Annotated in this window: 21 protein-coding genes; 15 read left to right on the top strand and 6 right to left on the bottom strand. The window is 40.6% G+C overall.

The features are described 5' to 3' along the window. Positions 1-10: 10 nt before the first annotated feature. From O3605_RS08420 to tehB, 6 genes are all read left to right on the top strand, one after another. Positions 11-1,210, top strand: a complete 1,200-nt coding sequence (locus tag O3605_RS08420; RefSeq protein ID WP_311638419.1) for a multidrug efflux MFS transporter — start codon at positions 11-13, stop codon at positions 1,208-1,210. Next, complete coding sequence (gene rpmG / locus O3605_RS08415; protein ID WP_003005699.1) at positions 1,200-1,349, top strand: 50S ribosomal protein L33; 150 nt, start codon at positions 1,200-1,202, stop codon at positions 1,347-1,349. The genes O3605_RS08420 and rpmG overlap by 11 nt, the downstream gene beginning before the upstream one ends. A gap of 41 nt (positions 1,350-1,390) precedes the next feature. Beyond that, a complete protein-coding gene (gene secG / locus O3605_RS08410; protein ID WP_003008189.1) occupies positions 1,391-1,624 on the top strand; it encodes a preprotein translocase subunit SecG in 234 nt (77 codons plus the stop codon). Positions 1,625-1,721: 97 nt separating this feature from the next. Next, positions 1,722-4,082, top strand: a complete 2,361-nt coding sequence (gene rnr / locus O3605_RS08405) for a ribonuclease R (protein ID WP_371585870.1) — start codon at positions 1,722-1,724, stop codon at positions 4,080-4,082. After that, positions 4,045-4,512: an SsrA-binding protein SmpB gene (smpB, locus tag O3605_RS08400; RefSeq protein ID WP_003005443.1), complete on the top strand. Its 468-nt coding sequence runs from the start codon at positions 4,045-4,047 to the stop codon at positions 4,510-4,512. Before rnr ends, smpB begins: the two co-directional genes overlap by 38 nt. Positions 4,513-4,642: 130 nt before the next feature. Continuing rightward, positions 4,643-5,503 carry an SAM-dependent methyltransferase TehB gene (gene tehB, locus O3605_RS08395; RefSeq protein ID WP_371585867.1) on the top strand — a complete coding sequence of 287 codons (861 nt, stop codon included), beginning with the start codon at positions 4,643-4,645 and terminating at the stop codon, positions 5,501-5,503. 472 nt (positions 5,504-5,975) lie between these two features. Here the strand turns inward: tehB and O3605_RS08390 are convergent, their stop codons facing one another. Both O3605_RS08390 and O3605_RS08385 read right to left on the bottom strand, forming a co-directional pair. Further along, entirely contained in the window at positions 5,976-6,461 is a 486-nt protein-coding gene (locus O3605_RS08390; RefSeq protein WP_371585865.1) for a TetR/AcrR family transcriptional regulator, read from the bottom strand. Between the two features lie 493 nt (positions 6,462-6,954). Further along, positions 6,955-8,301, bottom strand: a complete 1,347-nt coding sequence (locus O3605_RS08385) for an Nramp family divalent metal transporter (RefSeq protein WP_003013089.1) — start codon at positions 8,299-8,301, stop codon at positions 6,955-6,957. Positions 8,302-8,469: 168 nt separating this feature from the next. Between O3605_RS08385 and O3605_RS08380 the strand changes: the two genes are divergently transcribed. The 4 genes from O3605_RS08380 to O3605_RS08365 all read left to right on the top strand — a co-directional run bounded on the left by O3605_RS08380 (position 8,470) and on the right by O3605_RS08365 (position 13,451). Beyond that, positions 8,470-9,171: an ABC transporter ATP-binding protein gene (locus tag O3605_RS08380; RefSeq protein ID WP_070665437.1), complete on the top strand. Its 702-nt coding sequence runs from the start codon at positions 8,470-8,472 to the stop codon at positions 9,169-9,171. A 13-nt stretch (positions 9,172-9,184) separates the two neighbouring features. Next, on the top strand, positions 9,185-11,908 hold the full coding sequence (locus O3605_RS08375; protein WP_371585863.1) for an FtsX-like permease family protein: 2,724 nt from the start codon (positions 9,185-9,187) through the stop codon (positions 11,906-11,908). A 138-nt stretch (positions 11,909-12,046) separates the two neighbouring features. Then, complete coding sequence (locus tag O3605_RS08370) at positions 12,047-12,889, top strand: metallophosphoesterase family protein (protein ID WP_371585862.1); 843 nt, start codon at positions 12,047-12,049, stop codon at positions 12,887-12,889. A 112-nt stretch (positions 12,890-13,001) separates the two neighbouring features. Continuing rightward, the gene (locus tag O3605_RS08365; protein ID WP_031576605.1) at positions 13,002-13,451 is read left to right on the top strand and encodes an Rrf2 family transcriptional regulator; all 450 of its coding nucleotides are present in this window, start codon (positions 13,002-13,004) and stop codon (positions 13,449-13,451) included. Between the two features lie 246 nt (positions 13,452-13,697). Here O3605_RS08365 and O3605_RS08360 read toward each other — a convergent pair whose 3' ends face one another. Then, positions 13,698-15,440, bottom strand: coding sequence for an LPXTG cell wall anchor domain-containing protein (locus tag O3605_RS08360; protein WP_049496981.1), 1,743 nt, complete (start codon positions 15,438-15,440; stop codon positions 13,698-13,700). A 735-nt stretch (positions 15,441-16,175) separates the two neighbouring features. Then, complete coding sequence (locus O3605_RS08355; protein ID WP_049496979.1) at positions 16,176-16,802, bottom strand: hypothetical protein; 627 nt, start codon at positions 16,800-16,802, stop codon at positions 16,176-16,178. A 767-nt stretch (positions 16,803-17,569) separates the two neighbouring features. Here O3605_RS08355 and O3605_RS08350 point away from each other — a divergent pair. Continuing rightward, positions 17,570-17,944 carry a hypothetical protein gene (locus tag O3605_RS08350; RefSeq protein ID WP_049496976.1) on the top strand — a complete coding sequence of 125 codons (375 nt, stop codon included), beginning with the start codon at positions 17,570-17,572 and terminating at the stop codon, positions 17,942-17,944. Between the two features lie 234 nt (positions 17,945-18,178). Here O3605_RS08350 and O3605_RS08345 read toward each other — a convergent pair whose 3' ends face one another. Further along, a complete protein-coding gene (locus O3605_RS08345; protein WP_003005548.1) occupies positions 18,179-19,261 on the bottom strand; it encodes a M24 family metallopeptidase in 1,083 nt (360 codons plus the stop codon). Positions 19,262-19,421: 160 nt separating this feature from the next. On the opposite strand from O3605_RS08345, the gene ccpA reads away from it, so the two are divergent. Further along, entirely contained in the window at positions 19,422-20,426 is a 1,005-nt protein-coding gene (gene ccpA / locus O3605_RS08340) for a catabolite control protein A (protein ID WP_061591300.1), read from the top strand. Positions 20,427-20,587: 161 nt separating this feature from the next. Here ccpA and O3605_RS08335 read toward each other — a convergent pair whose 3' ends face one another. Next, the gene (locus tag O3605_RS08335; protein WP_024055141.1) at positions 20,588-21,178 is read right to left on the bottom strand and encodes a TetR/AcrR family transcriptional regulator; all 591 of its coding nucleotides are present in this window, start codon (positions 21,176-21,178) and stop codon (positions 20,588-20,590) included. 156 nt (positions 21,179-21,334) lie between these two features. On the opposite strand from O3605_RS08335, the gene O3605_RS08330 reads away from it, so the two are divergent. From O3605_RS08330 to O3605_RS08320, 3 genes are all read left to right on the top strand, one after another. Then, entirely contained in the window at positions 21,335-21,922 is a 588-nt protein-coding gene (locus O3605_RS08330) for a class I SAM-dependent methyltransferase (RefSeq protein ID WP_049485661.1), read from the top strand. 102 nt (positions 21,923-22,024) lie between these two features. Beyond that, the gene (locus tag O3605_RS08325; RefSeq protein ID WP_003008161.1) at positions 22,025-23,023 is read left to right on the top strand and encodes an LTA glycolipid anchor biosynthesis glycosyltransferase, IagA/BgsA family; all 999 of its coding nucleotides are present in this window, start codon (positions 22,025-22,027) and stop codon (positions 23,021-23,023) included. Position 23,024: 1 nt separating this feature from the next. After that, on the top strand, positions 23,025-24,347 hold the full coding sequence (locus O3605_RS08320; RefSeq protein WP_195623468.1) for a glycosyltransferase family 4 protein: 1,323 nt from the start codon (positions 23,025-23,027) through the stop codon (positions 24,345-24,347). Positions 24,348-24,614: the final 267 nt, after the last annotated feature.

The following is a 24,614-nucleotide window of genomic DNA, read 5'->3' as shown; positions in this document are numbered from 1 at the left end:
CACAAGAGAAATCAATTGGCGTAAAAATCTATATATTGCCTGGATCGGGTGCTTTTTCATCGGAGCCAGCCTTTCTTTAGTCGTTCCTTTTATGGCCCTCTTTGTGGAAGAGTTGGGTGTTACGGGCAAGGCTGTTCCCTTTTATGCTGGGATAGCCGTCGCAAGTTCTTCTGTAACTTCTGCGATCATGTCTCCCATCTGGGGGAGCTTAGCCGACCGCTATGGTCGAAAACCTATGATGCTTAGAGCTTCTATTGCCATGACGCTGACCATGGGAGGTATTGCCTTTGTCCCATCCGTCTTTTGGCTCTTGGTCCTGCGCTTGCTCAATGGGGTTTTTTCAGGCTTTGTCCCCAATAGTACAGCCCTGATTGCTAGTCAAGTTCCCAAGGACCAATCCGGCTATGCCCTAGGGACTTTGTCGACCGGTGTCGTGGCTGGAACCTTGATGGGGCCTTTGATTGGAGGACTCATTGCTGAAAATCTAGGAATGCGCAATGTCTTTCTCTTGGTCGGCTTCTTCTTATTTTTGGTTTCCCTCTTAACCTTCTGGGGCATTGAGGAAGACTATGAACCCCTTCCAAAAGAAGAACAAAAATCCAGTTGGGAGTTGCTCATGTCCATTCAGCAAAAAGATATCCTCTTGGGACTCTTTTTGACCAGCATGACCATTCAAATGATCGCCCAATCTATTTCTCCGATCCTGCCTCTTTATGTGCGAGCTTTGGGACAAAGAGATAACCTGATCTTTGTATCGGGGATGATTGTTTCGGCTATGGGAGTCTCTAGTATGCTCTTTTCAGGTTGGATGGGAAAACTCGGAGACCGAATCGGGAATCACCGGCTCTTATTAATCGCCCTTCTCTATAGTGGCTGTCTCTATATTCTTTGTGCCCAAGCGCAATCACCCCTTCAATTAGGGATTTTACGCTTCCTCTTTGGGATCGGGACAGGAGCCCTACTACCTGGAGTTTCTGCATTATTGAATCGTTTAACCCCTCCTGAAGGGATTTCTCGGATCTTTAGCTACAACCAGCTCTTTTATTACTTAGGTGGTGTATTAGGGCCAATGATGGGGTCGAGTATTTTCATGCATTTTGGCTATCATTGGGTATTTTACGGTACAGCCCTTTTGGCTTTTACCGATTTGATGTTCCTCTTATTCTTATTTAGAAAGTATTTGAAAGTGAGAGACGTACGTGCGAATTAAAGTTCAATTGACCTGCACCAGCTGTGGGAGTCAGAATTATTTGACCAGTAAAAATACCAAAACCCATCCCGAAAAGATCGAGGTCTTGAAGTATTGTCCCAAGGAAAGAAAAGTAACCTTACATATTGAATCAAAATGATTTTCATGGTATAATAGTGAAGATTTTAAGGAGTTTTGAATATGAGCGGAGCATTAACAACTATTTTACTAGTATTATCAGTATTGATTATTATCGCAATTTTTATGCAACCAACAAAAAACCAATCGAGCAACGTCTTTGACGCAAGCTCAAATGACTTGTTTGAACGTTCAAAAGCGCGCGGGTTTGAAGCCGTGATGCAGCGTTTAACAGCTATTATGATCTTCTTTTGGTTATTGATCGCGATGATCTTAATGGTACTTTCTAGTAGATAAGATAGGCTCAGACAATGTCTTTGCCTATTTTTATTTTGCAAAACAAAGACACAAGTAGATAGAAAAAAAGGAGGCTGGATAACCAGCAAATAAATCAATGAAAACAAGTATTAAAGAATATTTACAAGAGCATGACAAAGCCCAGATCAATGATCTGGCAGCAGCTCTAGGAAAAGAAGGGTCTAAGGATTTCCGTGACTTGGTCAAAACCATCTCGCTGATGGAACGTCGCCATGAGTTGAAATTCGAAGATGATGGCTCTCTTCGTTTGGCTCAAAAGAAGGCCCCAGCTATTACCCTTAAGGGGATCTTTCATGCGCATAAGAATGGCTTTGGTTTTGTCAGTTTAGAAGGCGAAGAAGAGGATCTCTTTGTTGGCCGAAATGATGTCAACCACGCTATCGATGGGGACACCGTTGAGATCGTCATTACCAAGGTAGCAGACCGAAACAAGGGAACGGCAGCAGAAGCTAAGATTATTGATGTCTTGGAGCATAGCATCAAAACGGTAGTTGGACAAATCGTTCTGGATGAGGAAAAGCCTAAATATGCCGGCTACATTCGTTCGAAAAATCAAAAGATCAGCCAGCTGATCTATGTGAAGAAGCCAGCCATCCAATTGGAAGGGACCGAAATCCTCAAAGTCGAAATTGATCAATACCCGAGCCGCAAACACAATTATTTTGTGGCGACTGTGCGGGATGTGGTCGGTCATGTGACAGATCCAGGAATCGATGTCTTGGAAGTGTTAGAATCCATGGACATCGTCTCAGAATTTCCAGAAGAAGTGCTGAAAGAGGCTGATCAGGTTCCAGATGCACCGTCTGCTAAGGATTTAGAGGGACGGTTAGATCTGCGAGATGAGATCACCTTTACGATTGATGGGGCAGATGCCAAAGACTTGGACGATGCAGTCCATATCAAGCTACTCAAGAACGGCAACTTTGAGCTGGGTGTTCACATCGCAGATGTTTCTTATTATGTTACAGAAGGTACAGCACTCGACAAGGAAGCTCTAAATCGGGCAACCTCTGTCTATGTGACCGACCGAGTAGTACCCATGTTGCCAGAGCGTCTCTCCAATGGGATCTGTTCTTTAAATCCGAATGTGGACCGCCTGACCCAGTCTGCCATCATGGAGATCGATCCTCATGGCAAGGTCGTCAAGCATACCATTACCCAAACAGTGATCAATACAACCTTCCGAATGACCTATAGCGACGTCAATGATATCTTAGCGGGAGACGAAGAAAAGGCTCAAACCTTTAAGAAAATTGTCCCAAGTATTCATCAAATGGCCACCTTGCATGGCATTCTAGAAAGCATGCGGATTCGTCGCGGCGCCCTTAATTTTGATACCAATGAGGCTAAAATCCTGGTCAATAAAGAAGGAAAACCGGTCGATATCGTTTTGCGTCAAAGAGGAATTGCCGAGCGGATGATTGAGTCCTTTATGCTGATCGCTAATGAGACAGTGGCGGAGCACTTTACGCGACTGAAACTACCGTTCATCTACCGGATCCATGAAGATCCAAAAGCAGAAAAAGTACAGAAGTTTATCGATTATGCTTCCAGTTTTGGAATCCAAATCTACGGAACGGCTAGTGAGATGAGCCAAGAAGCCCTGCAAGAAATTATGCGCAAGGTTGAAGGAGAACCCTATGCAGATGTCCTTTCGATGATGTTGTTGCGCTCGATGCAACAGGCTCGCTACTCAGAGCACAACCATGGCCACTATGGGCTTGCTGCTGAGTATTATACCCACTTTACCAGTCCCATCCGTCGGTATCCGGACCTCATGGTTCATCGAATGGTGCGCGAATACGGAAAATCCCAAGAAGTGGCAGAGCACTTTGAACAAGCCCTTCCAGACATTGCCAGCCAATCCTCTAGTCGGGAACGCCGGGCTATTGATGCGGAGCGCGAAGTAGAAGCCATGAAGAAGGCTGAATACATGGAAGACTATGTTGGGGAAGAGTACGATGCCGTGGTTTCCAGTGTGGTGAAATTTGGCCTCTTTGTGGAGTTGCCAAATACGGTGGAAGGCTTGATCCATATCACCAATCTTCCTGAATTCTACCATTTTAACGAACGAGATCTAACTCTTCGCGGAGAAAAATCAGGAGTAACCTTCCGTGTCGGTCAGCAAATCCGGATCAAGGTAGAAAGAGCCGACAAGATGACAGGAGAGATTGATTTCTCTTATATTCCAAGTGAATGGGATGTCGTCGAAAAAGGCCTCAAGGGCAAAGGGCGTGACCGAGATGGCAATCGCCGGGATCGTAGACGCAAGGACAAAAAAGTTTCTAAGGGATCAACCGCTAGAAAAGATGACAAGCGGAAAGATTCTTCCTCTAAATCCAAAAAGAAAAAAGGGAAGAAACCATTTTACAAGGAAGTAGCAAAGAAAGGAGCCAAACATGGCAAAGGGCGAAGGAAAGGTAGTCGCGCAAAATAAAAAGGCGAGACATGACTACACCATCGTGGATACGATTGAAGCAGGGATGGTGCTGACGGGGACAGAGATCAAAAGTGTCCGTGCAGCACGCATTAACTTGAAAGATGGCTTTGCACAAGTAAAAAATGGCGAAGTTTGGCTTAGCAATGTCCACATTGCCCCTTACGAGGAAGGCAATATCTGGAACCAAGATCCAGACCGTCGTCGCAAGCTCCTTCTTCATAAAAAGCAAATCCAAAAGCTGGACCAAGACACCAAAGGGACCGGAATGACCTTGGTGCCTTTGAAGGTCTATCTCAAGGACGGCTATGCCAAATTGCTTTTGGGGCTCGCTAAAGGGAAACATGATTATGACAAGCGTGAATCCATCAAGCGTCGGGAACAAAACCGGGACATCGCACGGGTCATGAAACAATACAATACACGTTAAAGAAAAAGACAGTTTTGAAACTTGTTTCAGATCTGTCTTTTTTCTTGGAGATGGGCTCTCCTTTTTCCAACTTGTAAAAAGGGGCTTTTTTCTGTATGATAAGGGTAGTGAAAGAAAAAGGAGAAGCAGCATGACACAAAAATTGATCGCCTACAAACGCATGCCTATCTGGACTAAGGATAGCATGCCAGAAGCTCTTCAAAGAAAGCACAATACCAAGGTAGGAACCTGGGGGAAGATTACAGTTTTAAAAGGTCAGTTACGATTTATTGAATTGACCGAAGAGGGGGAAGAAATCGCGAGCCACCTATTTGAAGCAGGAGCAGAGAACCCCATGGCTGAGCCCCAGGCCTGGCACCGTGTGGAAGTAGCGACGGACGATGTGGAGTGGTACTTGGAATTTTACTGTGAGCCAAAAGACTATTTCCCCAAAAAATACAATACCAACCCTGTCCATTCAGAAGTGCTAGAAGCAGTGGGAATTGTCCCAGCTGGAAAGGCGCTGGATCTAGGATGCGGGCAAGGTCGAAACGCCCTCTTTTTGGCCCAACATGGCTTTGACGTAACAGCGGTGGATCAAAATGAGCTGGCACTTGAGATCTTACAAAGTATTGTCGCTGAGGAAGATCTAGAGATGCCAGTGGGACTCTATGATATCAATGCTGCAGCCCTTACTCAAAACTATGATTTCATCGTATCAACTGTGGTCCTCATGTTTTTAGACGCTTATCGGATTCCAGCGATTATCCGCAATATGCAAGAGCATACCAATCCAGGGGGCTACAATCTCATTGTCTGTGCCATGGATACGGAAGATTATCCTTGCCATATGCCCTTCTCGTTTACCTTTAAAGAAGGAGAATTGGCGGAGTATTACAAGGATTGGGAATTGGTCAAGTACAATGAAAATCCAGGCCATCTCCATCGTCGAGATGAGAATGGCCATCGGATTCAACTTCGATTTGCAACCATGTTGGGAAAGAAAAAATAAAGAAAAAGCAGGATGTTAAGATCCTGCCTTCATATTGAAGACAAAGTCATATAAAAAACTTTCCTTAGGTGAGTACGGACGTCAGCGAACTTCTTCGAAGTTCCAAGACTTAGTTTTGAGCCTAGGGTCTCAAAACTCCCGAGTGCCTGAAACGTTATTGTTTCAGGCACTTTTCTCACAGCGGAAAGTTTCGGTATTTTCTTGAATCGATTTAAAAATTGGAACTCATTTTTATTTTTTTTGCAAAATCGCTTAACTTATTTTACTTTAAAGTAATTTGTCTACATTCTAAAAGCAGGATGTTAGGATCCTGCTTTTTTGCTTTCTACAAACAAGTTGAACAAGGTGATCTATATGTTGTTCATTTGCCAAAAAGAAAAACCTTCTCCATAAAGGTAGGAAAAGGTTGGGGAATTTAGTTCCAGCTAGCAAAGTCGCAGACGCTGAGAATGATCGTCCCGATTTCGATTGGCTATTCCTTGGCACCGGATTCTAACCAGGTCACAATCACAGATTCGATGGTAGCGATGAAAATTTCTAGCCCATACTTGTATGGAACTTGAAAGTCTGAAATGATGTGTTCTTTCGCATGGGGAGTATCATCCAGTGCATGGAGGGTAAAACTTCTTACTAGTTTACGGAAGTCTGAGCAGCAGGATTGGGACAAGGCATAAATAAAATCATAATTGTCTTTAATAGCGGTCAACACATTGAGAAAGTTTACCTTGACAGGGCTTCCTTCAACGAAGAGGCTATCCAATTCTTGCATCATGTCCATTTTCATTTGCTCAAACATGTCGTATTTATCGACATAGTGCAAGTAGAAGGTCCCGCGGTTAATCCCAGCGGTTTCGGTTAATTGTCGAATAGTGATGCTTTCAAAAGGTTGTTGCAAGAGGAGTTTTGAGAGCGCATTTCGTAAGTCTGACTTGGTTGTTGTTTGTCTTTGGCGTACCATATGTTCCTTTCTGTAGTTGTATCAATCTGTTTCTATTTATTTGATATTGAAATAATTTATAGGTTAAATAATTTCACGACACTAACAAATAGCATTATACTCCAAAAATATAAATTAGACAATAATTCTCATTTTTGTACAGATAACGAAAAATGTGCAAAAATTTTACAAATTTATGAATGACGGGCACTGACAAGATTTTGTGAAAATCTCACAATAATTAGTGATTTAAAATAATTCCCTCCTAAAAAAATGGTCAGGAAATTTTTAGGAAATGGAGGAGCAAGATGGAAAAGGGAGTGTAATAAATAAAAAGAGGCTGGGACAAAAGTCCTAGTCTCTCAATTATTTTTGGATTGTCGAGCAAGATGCAGTGGTTGAGTGGGCTCTACTACGCTGATTTCATCAGCTTTTACAGCCCTACTCAACTGTGCGGAGGTGGGACGACGAAATCGAATTCTAACGAATTACCGATTTCTGTCCCACTCTCTCTTTATTTGATAAAAGTTGTCACGATCAAATTGAAATTTAAGATGGTTAAGACAATCGCAACGAGATAGCCTAAGAAGGTATTCCATTTCGCATTGACATGTTCTCCCATGATTTCCTTGTTGGAGGTGAAATAAACCAGAGGGAAGATGGAGAATGGAAGAGCCGCTGATAGGAAGACTTGAGAATAAACCAGAAGGTCATCAAGGACATGTTCCTGATCTCCAAATAAGATCGCAACGATGATGACAGGAAGAAGGGCAATGATCCGAGTCATGAGACGAACGACCCATTGTGGTAAGCGGAATCTCAAGAAACCTTCCATAACGATTTGACCGGTTAGGGTCCCAGTAATGGTTGAATTTTGACCACTGGCTAACAAAGCGATGGCAAAGAGGGTAGACAAGAAGGGACTAGCGATAGCGCCGGCAATATGATTATCTTTGAGGGCATTATACATGCTAGAGAAAGCACCGATCTTATCTCCGTGACCAAAGAAGAGGGCTGCTCCAAGAATCAAGAGGAGGGAGTTGACGACGAAGGCCAAACTCAATTCAATATTTGAATCCCAGGTCATAAAGCGCACTGCCCGTTTGATATCTGCTGGATCTTTGTAGTCCACCTTTCGCGTTTGCGAAATGGAAGAGTGGAGATAGAGGTTGTGGGGCATTACTGTTGCCCCGATGATTCCAAGCGCCAAGGTTAAGGCTTCATTTCCTTTTGGAAGTCCAATTCCTAGCACCTCTTTTTGAGGGAGGAAGCCAGCGAAGATTCCTCCGATATCTGGTTTCGATAGGAATACCAGATAGCCAAAAATTGCAAGGATCGTGAGGATCAAGGTTGATACGATGGCCTCGATCTTTCGAAATCCTAGATGCATGAGTCCTAGTAATAGGAAGACATCAAAGATAGTGATCAGGATAGAAAAGAGCAAGGGCCAGCCAAAAAGAAGGTGGAGGGCAATCCCTGATCCGATGACTTCTGCTAAATCTGTCGCCATCAAGGCAAGCTCGATCACAATCCAAAGAGTATAGCGAAGCCATTTTGGCAAATGATGGGCGGTTGTTTGGGCCAGATCCTTACGATGGACAATCCCTAGTTTACCAGCCATTTGTTGCAACTGCATGGCGATTAAAGACGAGAGAAGAACCACTGATAGGAGGAGGTAGCGGTATTGGGCCCCTCCGACGACACTAGTAATCCAGTTTCCCGGATCCATATAGCCGACAGCTACTAGACTTCCTGGTCCTGAAAAGAGCAGAAGGGTCTTCCAAAAAGGGATCCCTTTTGGCACGTCAATAGATTGGTTGATTTCTTGAAGTGATTTCCTTTCAAACTGTTGTAAACTCACAATGAGCCTTCTTTCTAAGAATAAATCAAATTTGTCTCTAATTATAGCATAAAATTTATAAAAGTTCATGATAATTTAGGATAACCTTGTTTTCTACTACCTCGATTTCTTTGTAATCTATCAGAAAAGGACTATAATATAGATAGGAAGTAGGAGGGAGGAGAGGAAATGGCCTACATCGAAATGCAGCACTGTTACAAGCACTATACGAGTGGAGAGACAGAGATTTTCGCTAACCGGGATGTTTCCTTTGAGATTGAAAAAGGCGAGTTGGTCATTATTTTAGGGGCTTCAGGTGCTGGAAAATCAACGGTTCTCAATATCTTAGGAGGGATGGACACCAATGACGAGGGTCAGGTTCTGATTGATGGGGTGGATATTGCAAAGCTCAATGCCCATCAACGAACCAATTATCGACGAAATGATGTTGGTTTTGTCTTTCAATTTTATAATTTGGTCCCTAATTTGACAGCTAAGGAGAATGTTGAGTTGGCTTCAGAAATTGTCTCTGATGCTCTAGATCCGGAGGCTGTTTTAAGAGAAGTAGGACTTGGCAATCGTCTTCATAATTTTCCTGCTCAATTGTCAGGCGGCGAGCAACAACGGGTGGCGATCGCTCGGGCAGTGGCGAAAAATCCTAAAATCCTCCTTTGTGATGAGCCGACGGGAGCCTTGGATTACCAGACGGGTAAGCAAGTATTGGGGATTTTACAGGATATGTCTCGAAAAAAGGGAGCGACGGTCATCATCGTAACCCATAATGGTGCCCTAGCTCCGATTGCAGACCGTGTGATTCGCATGCATGATGCCAAGGTCAAGTCGGTAGAAATCAATGAGCTTCCTCAAGATATTGCTACACTAGAATATTAGAAGAGGTGGTAGCATGAAACGAAAAGTCTATTGGAAGGATCTATTTGCTTCCTTTACACATTCAAAAGGACGTTTTCTCTCCATCTTAACCTTGATGTTGTTGGGAAGCTTGGCCTTGGTTGGCTTAAAGGTGACTACTCCAAATATGCACCGAACGGCTAACCAGTTTATTCAGCAACAAAATATGCTAGATCTTGCTGTCATGGGGGACTTGGGATTAGACCAGGCAGACCAAGAGGAGCTTTTAGGAGTCAAAGGGGCGCGTGTCGAATTTGGTTCACTGCTGGATTTGACAGTGAAAGGAACAGGAAAGGCAATTCGACTTTTTTCTGTCCCAAAAAGTCTTTCTTCCTTTCGTGTGACCAAGGGGCGCCTGCCCAAAAAAGAAGGGGAACTGGCCCTAGCAAGTTTTTGGGAGGATCGCTATCAGATAGGGGATACCCTCACACTTGAAGAAAAAGCTGGAACGCGCTCTAGTTTAAAGCGAAAGCAATTCACCATTGTTGGTTTTGTTCAATCCTCTGAGATGTGGTCTCAAAAGAATTTAGGCACTGCCATGAGTGGTAGTGGAAATCTAGATGCCTATGCACTAGTTTCAAAAGAGGTCTTTACGACTAAACTTCCCGCGATGGCGCGGATCCAGTTTGATGATCTGAAGTCTTTAGATTCTTTTTCGCAAGTCTACCAAAAAGGGCTCAAAGCTCATCAAGAAGAGTTAGAAAAACTTCTGAAAGACAATGGAAAGGCCCGCTATCAAAGACTCAAGCAGGAGGCGGATGGGCAGATTCAAAAAGGCCAGAAAGAACTCAGTCGTGCCAAGGAAACCCTCCAGTCAGCTAAAAATCAGATCGATCAGGCTCAAAAACAATTAGACTTGCAGGAGGCCCAGTTCAAGAAATTAGCTCCATTTCTGCCAGCTAAAGAGCAAGTAGCCAGTCAAGAAAAGCTCCATCAAGCCAAAGAACAACTGGATCAGAAAAAGAAGGACTGGACTGCAGGTGAAACGGAGCTCGCAAAAAAAGAGGAGGAGCTGAAAAAAGCTCAAAGGGAGCGAGATCAGCTGGAAATTCCAACTTATCATGTCTATGACCGCAAGACCATGCCAGGTGGACAAGGTTACTTGATGTATAGCAATGCTAGTAGTAGTATTTCCGCTGTCGGAAATATTTTTCCGGTTGTTCTTTATCTGGTAGCAACCATGGTGACCTTTACCACGATGACCCGCTTTGTCGATGAAGAGCGGACCAATGCAGGTATATTTAAGGCACTGGGCTATCGTACCAGGGACATCATTCTCAAATTTGTCCTCTATGGATTCTTTGCAGGGACGATCGGTACCCTTCTAGGAACCTTGCTGGGCCATTATTTCCTATCGGGGATCATTTCCAACATTATTACGCAAGGGATGGTGATTGGAGAGAGCAGAGAGTATTTTTATGGAGATATGACTCTGATTGCGCTCGGACTGTCTTTCGTTGCGAGTGTGCTTCCGGCTTACTGGGTTTCGCGTAAGGAATTAAAAGAAGAAGCCAATCTTTTATTACTGCCCAAACCACCGGTATCTGGTTCGAAGATTTTCCTGGAGCGTCTCCATTTTATTTGGAAGCGTCTGAGTTTCACCCACAAGGTCACTGCTCGTAATCTCTTTCGTTACAAACAGCGGATGCTGATGACCATATTTGGAGTGGCAGGTTCTGTTGCTCTTCTCTTCGCAGGGCTAGGGATTCAATCTTCTGTAGGAGGGGTTCCCAAACGCCAATTTCAAGAGATCCTATCATATGAGTTGATTGTAGCCCAAAAAACCAATGCATCAAGCCAAGAAAGCAAGGAATTAACCAATCGTCTGGAAAAATCAGATATCAAAGATTATCGACCGATCTATAGTAAGGTCATCGAAGCATCTTTAAAGGGTGGACGCGACAAGCAGACCATTACGATGATGGTAACGGATCGTACAGATTTTTCTCCCTTTGTCAGCCTGCGTTCTCTCAAGCAGGAAGAGTCCTTGTCTCTCAAGAAAGGGGTCATCATCAGTAGTAAGCTAGCACAACTAGCCCAGGTTACAGTCGGTGATCGACTGACCTTAGATGGCCATACTTTTAAGGTAGCAGGGATCACTGAAAATTATGTCGGCCATTTTGTCTATATGGATCAGGCAAGTTACCAAAAGATCTACGGAAAGCGGACTTCAGCAAATAGCTATTTGGTGCAGTTGAAAAATCCTTCTACACGACAAGTGCAGGCTATTAGTCGGGATATGATGGCACTTGCAGCTGTGAAGGCGGTTCGTCAGAATGCTTCGATGATTTCCCTCTTTAATTCAGTTGCCAAATCCTTGGACACCACTATGATGATTCTAGTAGTCGTATCGATCTTGCTAGCCATCGTGATCTTGTATAATTTAACCAATATCAATGTGGCGGAGCGGATCCGGGAATTATCGACCATTAAGGTCTTAGGATTCCATAATAAGGAAGTGACGCTCTATATTTACCGCGAAACTATCTTATTGTCTATCATAGGGATCCTTTTGGGATTAGTGGGTGGTTATTATCTTCACCAATTCCTCATTGCCATGATTGCACCAGATGCCATTCTCTTTTACCCTAAAGTGGGACTTGGAGTTTTTCTATTTCCTGTCGGAGGAATGATCCTTCTCTTGATCCTGTTAGGAATTTATGTTGACCATTATCTCCGAAAAGTAGACATGCTCGAAGCCCTCAAATCAGTAGACTAAGATACAAAGCCTGTAGCTGATAGCGACAGGCCCTCTAGCCTGATTTTTCATTTCTGGTAGCATGGAATGTTCATAAAACTTTCACCTTTGGGTGGAAGTTTTTCTTCTCTTTGTTATAATGGAGAGAAGGAGAAGATCATGACTAAAATTGCTTTACTTTCAGATATTCATGGAAATACGACAGCATTGGAAGCTGTCCTAGGGGATAGTCGAAAAGCCAAGGTGGATGAATATTGGCTCTTAGGAGATAGTTTGATGCCTGGAAAAGGGAGACTGGCCCTCTTGGAGCTGTTAGAGGAGTTACCGATTACGGTAAAAGTCCTTGGAAACTGGGAAGATAGCCTTTGGCGGGCCATGAGGGGAATGTTGGATGAGACCAGACCCAGTCATCGCTACCTCATGCGCCAGTGTCAATATATTCTTGAAGAAATCACGCCCCAGGAAATTGAAGACATGCAGAAAATGCCCATGCAGGTCCATAGAGAAATCGCAGGTTTAAAGATCGGCATTACCCACCACTTACCTGATAAGAATTGGGGTCGCGAATTGATCCACATTGGTGAGCAGAAGGATTTTGATCGCTTGGTGACAAACCCGTCTTGTGATATTGCAGTCTACGGACACATTCACCAGCAGTTTTTCCGCTACGGGACAGGAGGAGAACTGTTTATCAATCCTGGATCGATCGGTCAACCTTTCTTTTTGGAAAAGAATCTTCGCAAGGACCTTCGGGCCATGTATGCCATTCTCGCATTTGATCAAATGGGGCTAAAAGATGTCGATTTTAGACGGGTGGACTATGATGTCCAAAAAGAACTGCAACTGGCAAAAGACCTCCATCTTCCTTATTACCAAGTGTATTATGAAAGTTTGGTCAATGGCATTCATCATACCCACAATCATGAGCTCCTTCATGAAATTGAGCAGAGAGAAGGTCATGATCGAGAAATCGATGCTTGGCTAGAGGACTTCTTCCAATAGTGTAACTGTTGACATTACAACTGAAAAGAGTATAATAGGAATAACGAAAGTCGTCCCTTGACGGTTGTTCAATAGACTCTACCTTCAAAAACGGGTAGAAAGGAGTGAAGTTATGCAAATTTCGAGTCGCTTTACCATTGGGACTCATGTCTTGATCATGATTGCTCTACAAGGAGAAAAAACAAAAGTAACCAGTGATTTTTTGGCAGGAAGTGTCGGCGTGAACCCTGTTATTATTCGAAAGACCTTGTCTCAGTTGAAGAAAGCTGGATTGATCCATGTAGCGCGTGGGACAGGCGGAGCTGAGCTCGCAAAAGCAGCCGATGAGATCAGTTTGCTGGATATCTATCAAGCAGTAGAATGTTTAGGTTCGACAGGTCAATTATTTGGTTTTCATGACAATCCAAATCCAGCCTGCCCAATTGGCCACAATATCCACAATGTTTTAGATGGGAAGCTTGAGGACATTCAGACTGCTATGGAAAAAGAAATGTCTCAAACCACTTTAAAAGACGTCGTAGAAGATACGCAGAAAAGAATGAAACTCGAATCGGTTTCATAAGAAAAAGATCGAAGAAGTATAAGCTTCTTCGATCTTTTTTGCTGAGATCGGAACTTGAACCTCTATTAGTCTATAGCTTTTGCCCACTTTTTGGATAAGTGGTGAGAAAAACTAGAGAGAGCAAAGTTAAAGAGAAAATAGACTGCTACGATCAATAAGTAGAGAGTAAAGATTTGCGAGGGTTCAAAATAACCTCTTATTAGAATTTGCCAGCTTCCAGACAGGTGAACGGCTTAGAATTTTCTATTATCTTTCACTCTTTCTTTTTTTGATGAGGGAGAATCCAAGGAAACCTGTTAAGGCACCCAAGAAGCTAAAGAATACATTGCTACTAGAATCTCCGGTTTTTGGCAATCCTACTTGTTTTAAATCCATTACTGATTTAGTAACAGAATTCTGAGATGGTTGAGGATCTACAGTTCCTTCGTGAGAGAGCGGATTTTCTTTTTTAACTTCTTCTTGGCTTGGTTGAACTGGTTCAGGGACTATTGGTGAAACGGGTGTTGGAGTTGGTGCTACGGGAGTAACAGGATTATAAGCTTCCTTCACATATTCATATACTACATGGAGCGTCCCCTCTTTCATAGGACCAATCTCTGGTGCAGATGAGGATGAAATCCCTACTAGAAGATATTTTTGTCCATTAAAAATAATATAGTCTGGGCGTTCGAGATTATTTTCTGTTGTGTTGTAGTTTTTAAGTCTACCATCCAATCCATAGACAGAAGTCATGGCAGTATCAGTATATGTAGGTTTGATGGATTGGTTGGATCCTTTGATCACATAGTCGATCAGAACGTTTCCTTGGTAAAAAGCAGATACGTCTTGATCAGCCATATCTTCTGTTTCAGATGCATAATACGTAATAGATTTATTTTCCTTTAAGGAAAATATTTTCACATAGTTAAAGAAAGTATCGGGATCAATATTGGTGTCATTTGGAATTTTGGTCCAGTCCCCATTATTAGGTGTAATGTAGGTATTTGGACTTGCAACGGACTTGATGAGATGACCATCCTGTACGTAACTTTCATCCACTAGGGTAGGATTGCCCAACCCACCATAACTTAGATTACCATCCTCATCAGCAAAATAAACCTGATTAGATTTATATTCTTCTAAACTCTGACAGCCTTCTTCATAACTGGCTATCCCACCTTCTTGGCTACATTTCCATGCAAAACGGGCATCAATCGGTAAGTACTTGATTTTTTTTGCCTCCTCTAATGGAAGTGTGATAGCTACACGAAAAGCAGTACTTTTTAGAGTTTTAGAACTAATTCCATATAAGTGAACAATTCCATCGCCAGAATAGTTATATCCACTCTCATCCATATTAACAATTGCCGGTTTTTTTCCTGCCCTTAATTCTTCTGCTGTTGGAACAATTGAGGAATCTGAATTAAGGGTAGTAGTAGGATCAGTGTCAGAATCCGAAACAATTTCATCAGGAAGAATGACTTTCATTGGTACATTGACGGGAACAGGATTTTCATTGGCATCTCGTGTTCCTATTAGTGTGAAATCAACTTTAGCGCCTGGAATGTCTGGAATACGGAGTCTGATATCGCGAACTGTTTGTCCATGATCGCTAGAATGCATTCCTTTAAACGCAACGGTATAAGAATAGACAACATTCTCACCATCATCTGTTAAAGCTGCGGGATGTCCCTCAACATTGACATATCCATCTTCGTTTACGATATTACTTTTTGGAGGAGTGGCTGTACTCCTAGTAGTTTCCGAAGTGGTTGTAGCTAGAGTATAATCTCCAACACTAGAAGGAACATTGTCCTCAGCGCTCGAAGAATCATTGTTCGTTACGATAGAATGTTCTCCCTGTGGTGCATTTGCTTCAGTTGTTGATAATTCTACTGTTACAGAAGTCTCTGAACTCCTATTCTCATCAGCTTTCACAATCGTATGAGTATAAGTATTTAATACAAATACGGAAATCGATGCGATACCTAATTTCGTTAATTTTTTCATATGATGAGGTCTCCTAAATGTAATCAAAATTTCCATTATAAAAATAGAAATTTGTTAAACTTTTCATCTGCATTATAAACTAAAATCGGTTGATTTACAATCAATTATTTATAGTATAATAGCTGTTTTTCCTGTACAAAAAGAAAATAATTAGAAAGTGACTAAGCTATTCAATAAAAAAATTAAGTTGTGAATTCCGAAGCATCTTGTTAAAGAAGAAGTAAGGAGGATATGGATGGATTTCTATGCAAGAAAAACTGACTAAGGCATCATTCATTTATAAAGAAGGACTTAAAGATGTTCTATGGATGATTCATCGATTTTTCAGGAAATAGGAAGAACATATGATGACAATGGAAAATTCTAGGGACGAGGTTCAAATAGGGTGTGCTTTTTTGCAGTTCATAGAGGTTATCTTATTTAAATAAGATAATTTTTTATTTCTAAGTTCTTTCAAAGAGGTTATATGACCTCTTTTGAAAGAAGGCTATAAGATTCACGTTTCAATAAAGTCTTATACTATCTTTTTTGATTATATTGAAAAGAGGCTGGGACAAAAGTCCTAGCCTCTCAATTGTTTTTGGATTGTCGAGCAAGACGCAGTGGTTGAGAGGGCTCTACTACGCTGATTTCATCAGCTTTTACAGCCCTACTCAACTGTGCGGAGGTGGGACGACGAAATCGAATTCTAACGAATTACCGATTTCTGTCCCACTCTCTAAAATGAGATAATACTTAGTACATGAATATTAAGGCGTAATATAAATTTAAAAAAATATCACGTACATAAGAAGTTGAACCGACTTTTCGTCCATTTGAATAAGTGACTACGACTTCTTTAATTTTTCTTGATTGAGCAGGGTCATAATATTGAGTTAATTTTACGGTAACTTTACTGTTCACTAAAGAAGCACCCCCAAGTGCAAGACTTGCTCCACTAGTATAAGAGCTTGCTGGACTCGGTATTAAAGCAATCAAACCTAAGATAAATGATTGTACTGACTGGAGATATTCTAAATTATATGTGACGGTTGTGACATAATTCCAAACACCAGGACGAAGTCCTGAAGCAACTAAGAAATCAGTACTAGAAAATGCTGGTATATAATCAGCACCATTGTCATTGTTTATGTCAACATAAGAGAGTGTACCATCAATATCTGTGAGTAAGCCAGTATCTCTGTTTAAATAAGCTGATAAACCTGTTTCTTGATTAGTTGCAGAAATTACATTCCCATTTTCTGTAACTGTATAATTTCCAACATTATATATATCAGCATTTACTGGTTTGGAAAATATAAAGCAAAATATAACTCCTAAAGACAGAGCTATTAGTACCCAAATACTTCTCCTAGCTTTCATAACCTTACTTCTTTTCTAATTTTACTATATTGGTTAAAAAAACAATAATCCCTAATATGCCAGAAAGTACTAAAAAATATTCCCATTTTTAAAACCATAATATGATAAAATTATACTACCCAATATTAAAACAATAGAAAAAAATAATCCCAAATTTTTCATATTATAACTTGCTCCTTTCTCTTTGCTAAATTAAACCACACAAAGGATAAAAATGTTAAATCTTTATTGTTGTATTATAATTTATCTAGTGGAACTAGTGCTTTTTTAACATAAGTAAATATTACCCTTTACATATATTAAGTAAACACTCAAATTTTCTATTGAATAAGAATAAATGCTAGTATTAATTAACAATGCATCTTTTAATCCTTTTCATTTAAACATGACGGGGAGTCATATACCTACTTCTCTTCTCTCTATAATAATCGAAGCGCTTTTATCTAGTTGTATTGTATCTCTAAAGGATTTAAAAACCAATGATTAGAATAACAAAATAGAATAAATTTCTCAGAATGTATACAAATCCTATCTGCAGTAAAAAAATTGACCTGTTGGAGGTTGTTAGTTTTATAGTGAAAACTCTTAGGAATACTGATGTATCGCTATTCTTAAGAGACTTTTACTTTCTCTAGTAAAAGACAAAGACTGAAGAAAATTTTCCAAAATGGACTTTTTCTTCAGCCTGTATATTTCTAAATTTCTATTCTTAGTATATGTATTAAATAACTGTAATATTTTTCTAGTATAATATTATTATAGGAGGCTTGCAAAATGAAAAACTAATTACTTTGTTAATTATAGGAATTGCTACTATATTTCTAATATCGTGTTCCAAACAAAATACTCTTAATGGAAAGTATTATGATATTTATGATGGTAAAGCTAAACTTATCTTAGAGTTTAATGAAAATGGTGGAAGATTCTACGAGATTGAAACTCGTGCTATAACTAATGTTGATACAAAAAACAAGAGTTTTACATTTTCTGTTAATAGTCGTGACATTGTCGTTACCTATGATTTAAAAGCAGGTGGTAATTTAAAATATGATACAGGCAGTTATTTTACTTCTAGCAATAAAAACACTGCATACAAAAAGGATAGTGAAGCTTATAAAAAGGCACTAAAAATCACCAAATGAGGTGTTGGTTTAGTGTACACTTTTTTTCACTAAACTTTAGTTCAAAAAGAAGGCAATTCCCGTAGTTTAACTATGGAATTCAATCAAATACCTTGATATACTTCACAAATGGTAGAAAAGGACTTAGTCTTGTACAGTACAGAACTAAATCCTTTAATTAAATTATTTGTCTAATTTTTTTGGGTCAGTACACTTTAGTGACCTGATTCTTTTTTGTAATTGATTGCAAAAGGATTAGTCAAAGTAAAGTAAGTCTTTGCTGGTTTCTGTGAAGAGTCCAAATCCGTCTTTTGTGACGTAACCACAATCTTCAATACGGACACCGACTTTACCTGGAATATAGATTCCTGGTTCGACTGAGAAGCACATGCCTTCTTCAAGTACCATGTCATTTCCTTCCATAATAGAAGGGAATTCATGCACATCCATTCCGATCCCGTGTCCGAGGCGGTGGTTGAAGTATTCACCATAACCAGCTTTTTCAATGACGCTCCGGGCAGCACGGTCGACGTCGTGTGCTGTTACTCCTGGTTTGATCATGTCAATGGCTGCTTGTTGAGCTTCTAACGTCAAGTGGTAGATTTCTTTTTTGAAATCATCTGGTTTCCCAACAGCAACAGTACGAGTCATATCTGACGCATAACCATTCACCATACAGCCAAGGTCAAAGAGCAAGAGAGCATCGTTTTCGACTTTGTTGCTTCCAGGAATTCCGTGTGGGTTAGCTGCATTGTTTCCAGTCAAGACCATGGTTTCAAAGCTCATTTCATAACCCAAGCGTTTGATACCAAAGTCGATTTCTGCTACGATATCAGTTTCTGTTTTATCCAGTGAGATGGCGTCGAATCCCATATTGACAGCCTTATCTGCATATTGACCTGCCACCAACATTTTTTGGATCTCATCAGCAGATTTGATCAAGCGCATCCGGTTAATCCGTGGTGTCAAGTTGGTGAATTGAGCCTTTTCAAAGACAGTGCGCAAGCCATTGTATTTGGTAAGGATCAAGTTATCATATTCAAGTGCAACGGTTTTGGCATCGGGTTTTGCGATAGCCCCTTTAATCTTTTCCCAAGGGTTTTCAGAATCCACATAGCCAACCACTTGGAAATCGACAACTGCAGTCGCCCGTTCCACTTCAAGTGCAGGAACGAAGAGAAGGGGTTCGTGGTCTGTATAGACGAACAAGAAGAGTTGGCGTTCGTGGGGATCACTGTAAAATCCAGTCAGGTAATTGATCGTGACAGGATCAGATACAACAGCGACGTCTGTTTTTTCAGTTTCAAGAAAATCGACGATTTGATCTAATTTAGACATAATGCTACCTTCTTTCTATGGATCTATTTTGTCAAATTTTCCCTAAAAAAGCAAGAGTTTACAAAATTTTACCAAAATACTTGAAAGTGTTTACAATCCATGATAAAATAGGATTAATTAGAGAATGAAAACGAAATTTTCAACAATGAAAGGAAATCTTATGAATACAGACGATACAGTAACGATTTATGATGTCGCCCGTGAAGCAGGGGTTTCAATGGCAACCGTTAGTCGTGTAGTGAATGGAAATAAGAACGTTAAAGAAAATACACGTAAAAAAGTTTTGGAAGTGATCGAACGCTTGGATTACCGTCCAAATGCTGTTGCGCGTGGTCTTGCCAGCAAGAAAACCACAACAGTCGGTGTTGTGATTCCAAACATTACCAACAGCTATTTCTCTACCTTGGCTAAGGGGATTGATGACATTGCGGAAATGTACAAGTACAACATCGTCCTTGCAAATAGCGATGAAGACGATGACAAAGAAGTTTCAGTAGTAAACAACCTCTTTTCAAAACAAGTGGATGGAATCATTTTCATGGGCTATCACTTGACAGAAAAGATTCGCTCAGAGTTTTCACGCTCTCGGACGCCAGTCGTCCTTGCTGGGACAGTCGATGTAGAACACCAATTACCAAGTGTCAATATCGACTACAAGCAAGCGACTGTTGATGCTGTTGCACAATTGGCAAAACACAACAAGAAAATTGCTTTTGTAAGTGGCCCATTGGTGGATGATATCAATGGAAAAATCCGTTTGGCTGGCTATAAAGAAGCTTTGAAAACGAAAAAATTGAGCTACAGCGAAGGACTTGTCTTTGAATCCAAGTACCGTTATGATGAAGGTTACAACTTGGCAGAACGCATCATTGCGTCAAAAGCAACAGCTGCTTTTGTCACAGGTGATGAATTGGCTGCAGGTCTCTTGAACGGCTTGTCTGATCACGGTATCAAAGTACCAGAAGACTTTGAAATCATTACTAGTGATGATTCACAAGTAACACGTTACACGCGTCCAAATCTATCAACGATTGGCCAACCCTTGTATGACCTTGGTGCGATTAGTATGCGGATGTTGACAAAGATCATGCACAAAGAAGAGTTGGAAGAACGCGAAGTGTTGTTGTCTCATACGATCAACCAACGTGGAACGACGAAAAAATAAGGATTAGTAGACTGGAGTCTCGACTTGGGAAGACGTGTCTACTAGTCTGAGAGGTTAGAACAGAACTGTTCTAGCCTCTTTTTATATGTGTCATTAATCATAAGTAATGATGAAGTGAAATTGAATGAGTGTTGGTTCAAATATTGATGTGTAAGTTACAATTAAATCGTTCTAGAGTTTGTTAAAATACCATACAACAAAATATGATGAATTTGTTTTGTTTCGTCTTCTATGTTTTTATTTGGAGATAGATGATTTCCTGTGCTATTGAGAGCACTCATGACGTTTAAAATAACCTCTGTTGACAAATCTTTAGCAATTATATTTTCATTTTTACCTAGCTCAATATATGCACGATATATTTCACGCTTTTTCTCATCTATCGCTTTTGTCATAAGTTTCGTAAAAGTAGGATCCTCTAACGTTTTTTCTTGAAAGTAGTTAGAAATCTGTTGGCTTATTTTTTTCTGACATAAAGCTAAGGCTTGATTTAATTTTGATTTATAATCTATATTACTGAGTAGAATGTTTTCAGCTTCTTGTATGATGTCTTTAAACAATTCATTAATACATAAAGCTACTAAATTATCTTTCTTATCAAAGTAATTGTAGATTGACACAGGAGAAACTTCTGCGACTTTTGCAATTGATTGTATACTTGTTTCTTTAAACCCTTTTTCTTTAAATAAAGAAAGAGCAGACTGAATAATAGCTTGCTTCTTTTTTTCTGTTGTTTTTTGATATTGATTCATTTGAACACTCCATTTGATATCAATTATAGCACAACTTTGAAATTTATCTCAGATTATTTCATTAATTCTTGACGATATCTGATATTTACAATACAATTAAGTTTGAAATATAATTAATGATATTTCAAACTTATAATAATTGAGGGAAGATATTTAATGTTAACTGAATTTCTTATTAAGCAGTCTCAAAAACCTAGTGGTCTTATTGGTAGAGTCATCACAAAAATATGGTCATTCTATTTTAAAAAACTTAGTCTTTGGGCGATTAAACAGACTACTATTTCAGATAATTATAGAATTTTAGAAATTGGTTACGGTGGCGGGAGTACTATCAAGAACCTTCTTGCTTTAAATAAAAATCTTGAGATTCATGGTATTGATATTTCTAAGGAATCATATAGAACTGCCCAACGTGTTCATTCAGATTCCATAAGAAAAGGTAGTGTCCAACTTAAGATTGGAAATGTGGAGAATATGCCTTATCAAAATAACTATTTTGATAGAATATTTGCTATTCAGACCCATATTTTTTGGAAGGATATAAAAAAGAGTTTTCAAGAAGTTTATAGAGTCCTGTCCAGCAATTCTACTTTGATAATTGCTTCTGAAAAAGAAAAAATACATTATCATATGACAGATTATCGTACAAGTCATGAATTTAGTCAGTTACTAACAAGTATTGGTTTTTCAAAAATTGAGGAAAAACAGAATCGCAATTGGATTTTGTATATCGTATATAAATAAAATAGAATTTTAAATTTCGAACAGAACTGTTCTAGCCTCTTTTTTATACTGCAAACAGGTAGAGACTTGCTGGGCACTCTTTATTTCGGTATAATAGAAGGTATGAAAGTTTTACTGTATTTAGAAGGAAAATCCGTATTACAAAAATCAGGAATTGGTCGAGCCTTGCAGCATCAAATGCATGCGCTTGATTTGGCTGGGATTCCGTATACGACAGATATTTTAGGAGATTATGATGTGGTGCATATCAATACCTATGGCCCACGGAGTTTCCTTTTGCTCCATGCAGCAAAGCGTCGTGGAAAGAAAGTCATCATGCATGGCCATTCAACCCGTGAGGATTTTGAAAATTCCTTTATCGGGTCTAACTTTTTTGCGCCCTTGTTTGGGAAGTATTTGGCTCACATGTACCAAAAGGCAGACTATGTGATCACGCCATCTGAGTATTCCAAACACCTGATTCAGTCTTATGGGGTGACTACACCGATTATCGCGGTCTCCAATGGGATTGATTTGGAAAAATACAAGAAGGATCCGAAAAAAGAAGAAGTCTTTCGCAAGCATTTTAATATCCAAGAAGGTCAAAAGGTTGTCATCTGTGCAGGGCTTTATTTTAAACGCAAAGGGATTGAAGATTTCGTAGAAGTGGCCCGTCGCATGCCGGATGTGCGCTTTATTTGGCTAGGTTCTATCAACAAATGGATCATTCCGCGTAAGATTCGTCGTATCGTGGAAAAGGATCATCCGAGTAATGTGGAATTCCCTGGCTACTTCAAGGGAGCGGTCTTCCAAGGGGCAATGACGGGTTCAGACGCTTTCTTCTTCCCATCTTATGAAGAAACAGAAGGAATCGTTGTTTTGGAAGCCTTGGCCAGTCATCAGCACACGGTCTTGCGGGATATTCCAGTATACAATGGCTGGATTGACGAGACGTCCTCTGAATTGTGCCATAATGTAGACGAATTTGTGGATTCCTTGAACAAGGTCTTGAACGGACAAGTAGACAAGCGGGAGGCGGGCTACAAGGTCGCTGAAAGTCGTTCGATTGACTTAGTGGCTTATCAATTGGTCGAAGCCTATCAAACAGTTTTGGAGATGTAAGATGCGTGTAGGGTTATTTACAGATACCTATTTCCCGCAAGTTTCGGGAGTGGCGACCAGTATTCGGACGCTCAAAACAGAATTAGAAAAATTGGGTCACACAGTCTTTATCTTTACGACAACGGATAAAGATGTCAACCGCTATGAAGATTGGAAGATCATTCGGATTCCAAGTGTGCCTTTCTTCGCCTTTAAGGACCGCCGCGTTGCATATCGTGGATTCTCAAAGGCGCTTGCCATTGCCAAGCAATACCAGCTGGATATTATCCATACCCAGACTGAGTTTTCACTGGGCCTTTTGGGAGTGTGGATTGGACGCGAGTTGCGGATTCCAGTCATTCATACCTACCATACCCAGTATGAGGACTATGTCCGCTATATTGCAAGAGGCATGGTTATTCGCCCAAGTATGGTCAAATACATTGTGAGAAGTTATATGAATGATCTGGATGGCGTGATCTGTCCAAGTGAGATCGTCTATGACTTGCTCCAAAAGTACAAGGTCAAGGCAGAAAAACGCATTATTCCTACAGGGATTGATTTGGCTAAGTTTGACCGACCGGAAATCACTCCGACAGAGACAGCAGCCCTTCGTGAAAAATATGAAGTCGCAGAAGATGAAACGCTTTTACTGAGCCTGTCGCGGGTTTCTTATGAAAAGAATATTCAAGCTGTTATTGCGGCCCTTCCGGATGTCCTCAAGGTCAATCCAAAAGTTAAGTTGATCGTCGCTGGAGATGGTCCTTATTTGGATGATTTGAAAAAACAAGCGGCGAAACTGGGGATTTCAGATGCGGTTGTCTTTACAGGGATGATCCCACCAAATGAGACCGCTCTCTACTATAAAGCAGCTGACTTCTTTATTTCAGCTTCAACGAGTGAGACGCAAGGGTTGACCTATTTAGAGAGTATTGCAAGTGGTACCCCAATCATCGCTCATGGCAATCCTTATCTCGATCATGTAATTGATGATCCTATGTTTGGAAAGCTCTTTTATGAAGAGAGCGAACTGGCACAAGCGATTCTTGAAGCAATTGACGAGATGCCTCCAATCGATGAGACCAAGTGGGCAGAAAAGATTGATGATATTTCTGCAGCAACCTTTGGCCGTCGGGTCTACGAATTTTACTTGGATAAAATCATCTCTAAAGACTTTTCAAATGATTTGAATCCTGAGCAAAGTCGGGTTAAGCGGATGTCTAAGACCATTGTGAAAATTCCGACCAAGGTGATTGCTCTTCCGGTCAATGGATCTGTGAAGATGATGAAGGCTTCGGTCAAACAAGTGAAGAAAATCCGTAAAATCACGCATTTCTTTGATTGAAAATGAAACTTTTTCTTGCAAAATTTTTCAATCGTGCTATAATAACTGACAGAGACATATCAAATCTAGGAAATCTGATAGAGAGCGCGTGGGGCTGGAAATCGCGTAGAGGATAGGTTTGGGACTACTCGTGATTCTTTTATGCAAACATAAAACGGTGGCTACGTTAGAGCCAATCAGAGGTGTCCCTCTTTTTTGAGGAACATAAATGAAGGTGGAACCACGTTGCGACGTCCTTTCGAGGAGGTCGCTTTTTTGATTTCTTCA

Source organism: Streptococcus sp. 27098_8_99, assembly GCF_041431935.1.
GTDB classification, from domain to species: domain Bacteria; phylum Bacillota; class Bacilli; order Lactobacillales; family Streptococcaceae; genus Streptococcus; species Streptococcus parasanguinis_D.
This window is presented reverse-complemented; position numbering and strand designations above follow the sequence as displayed.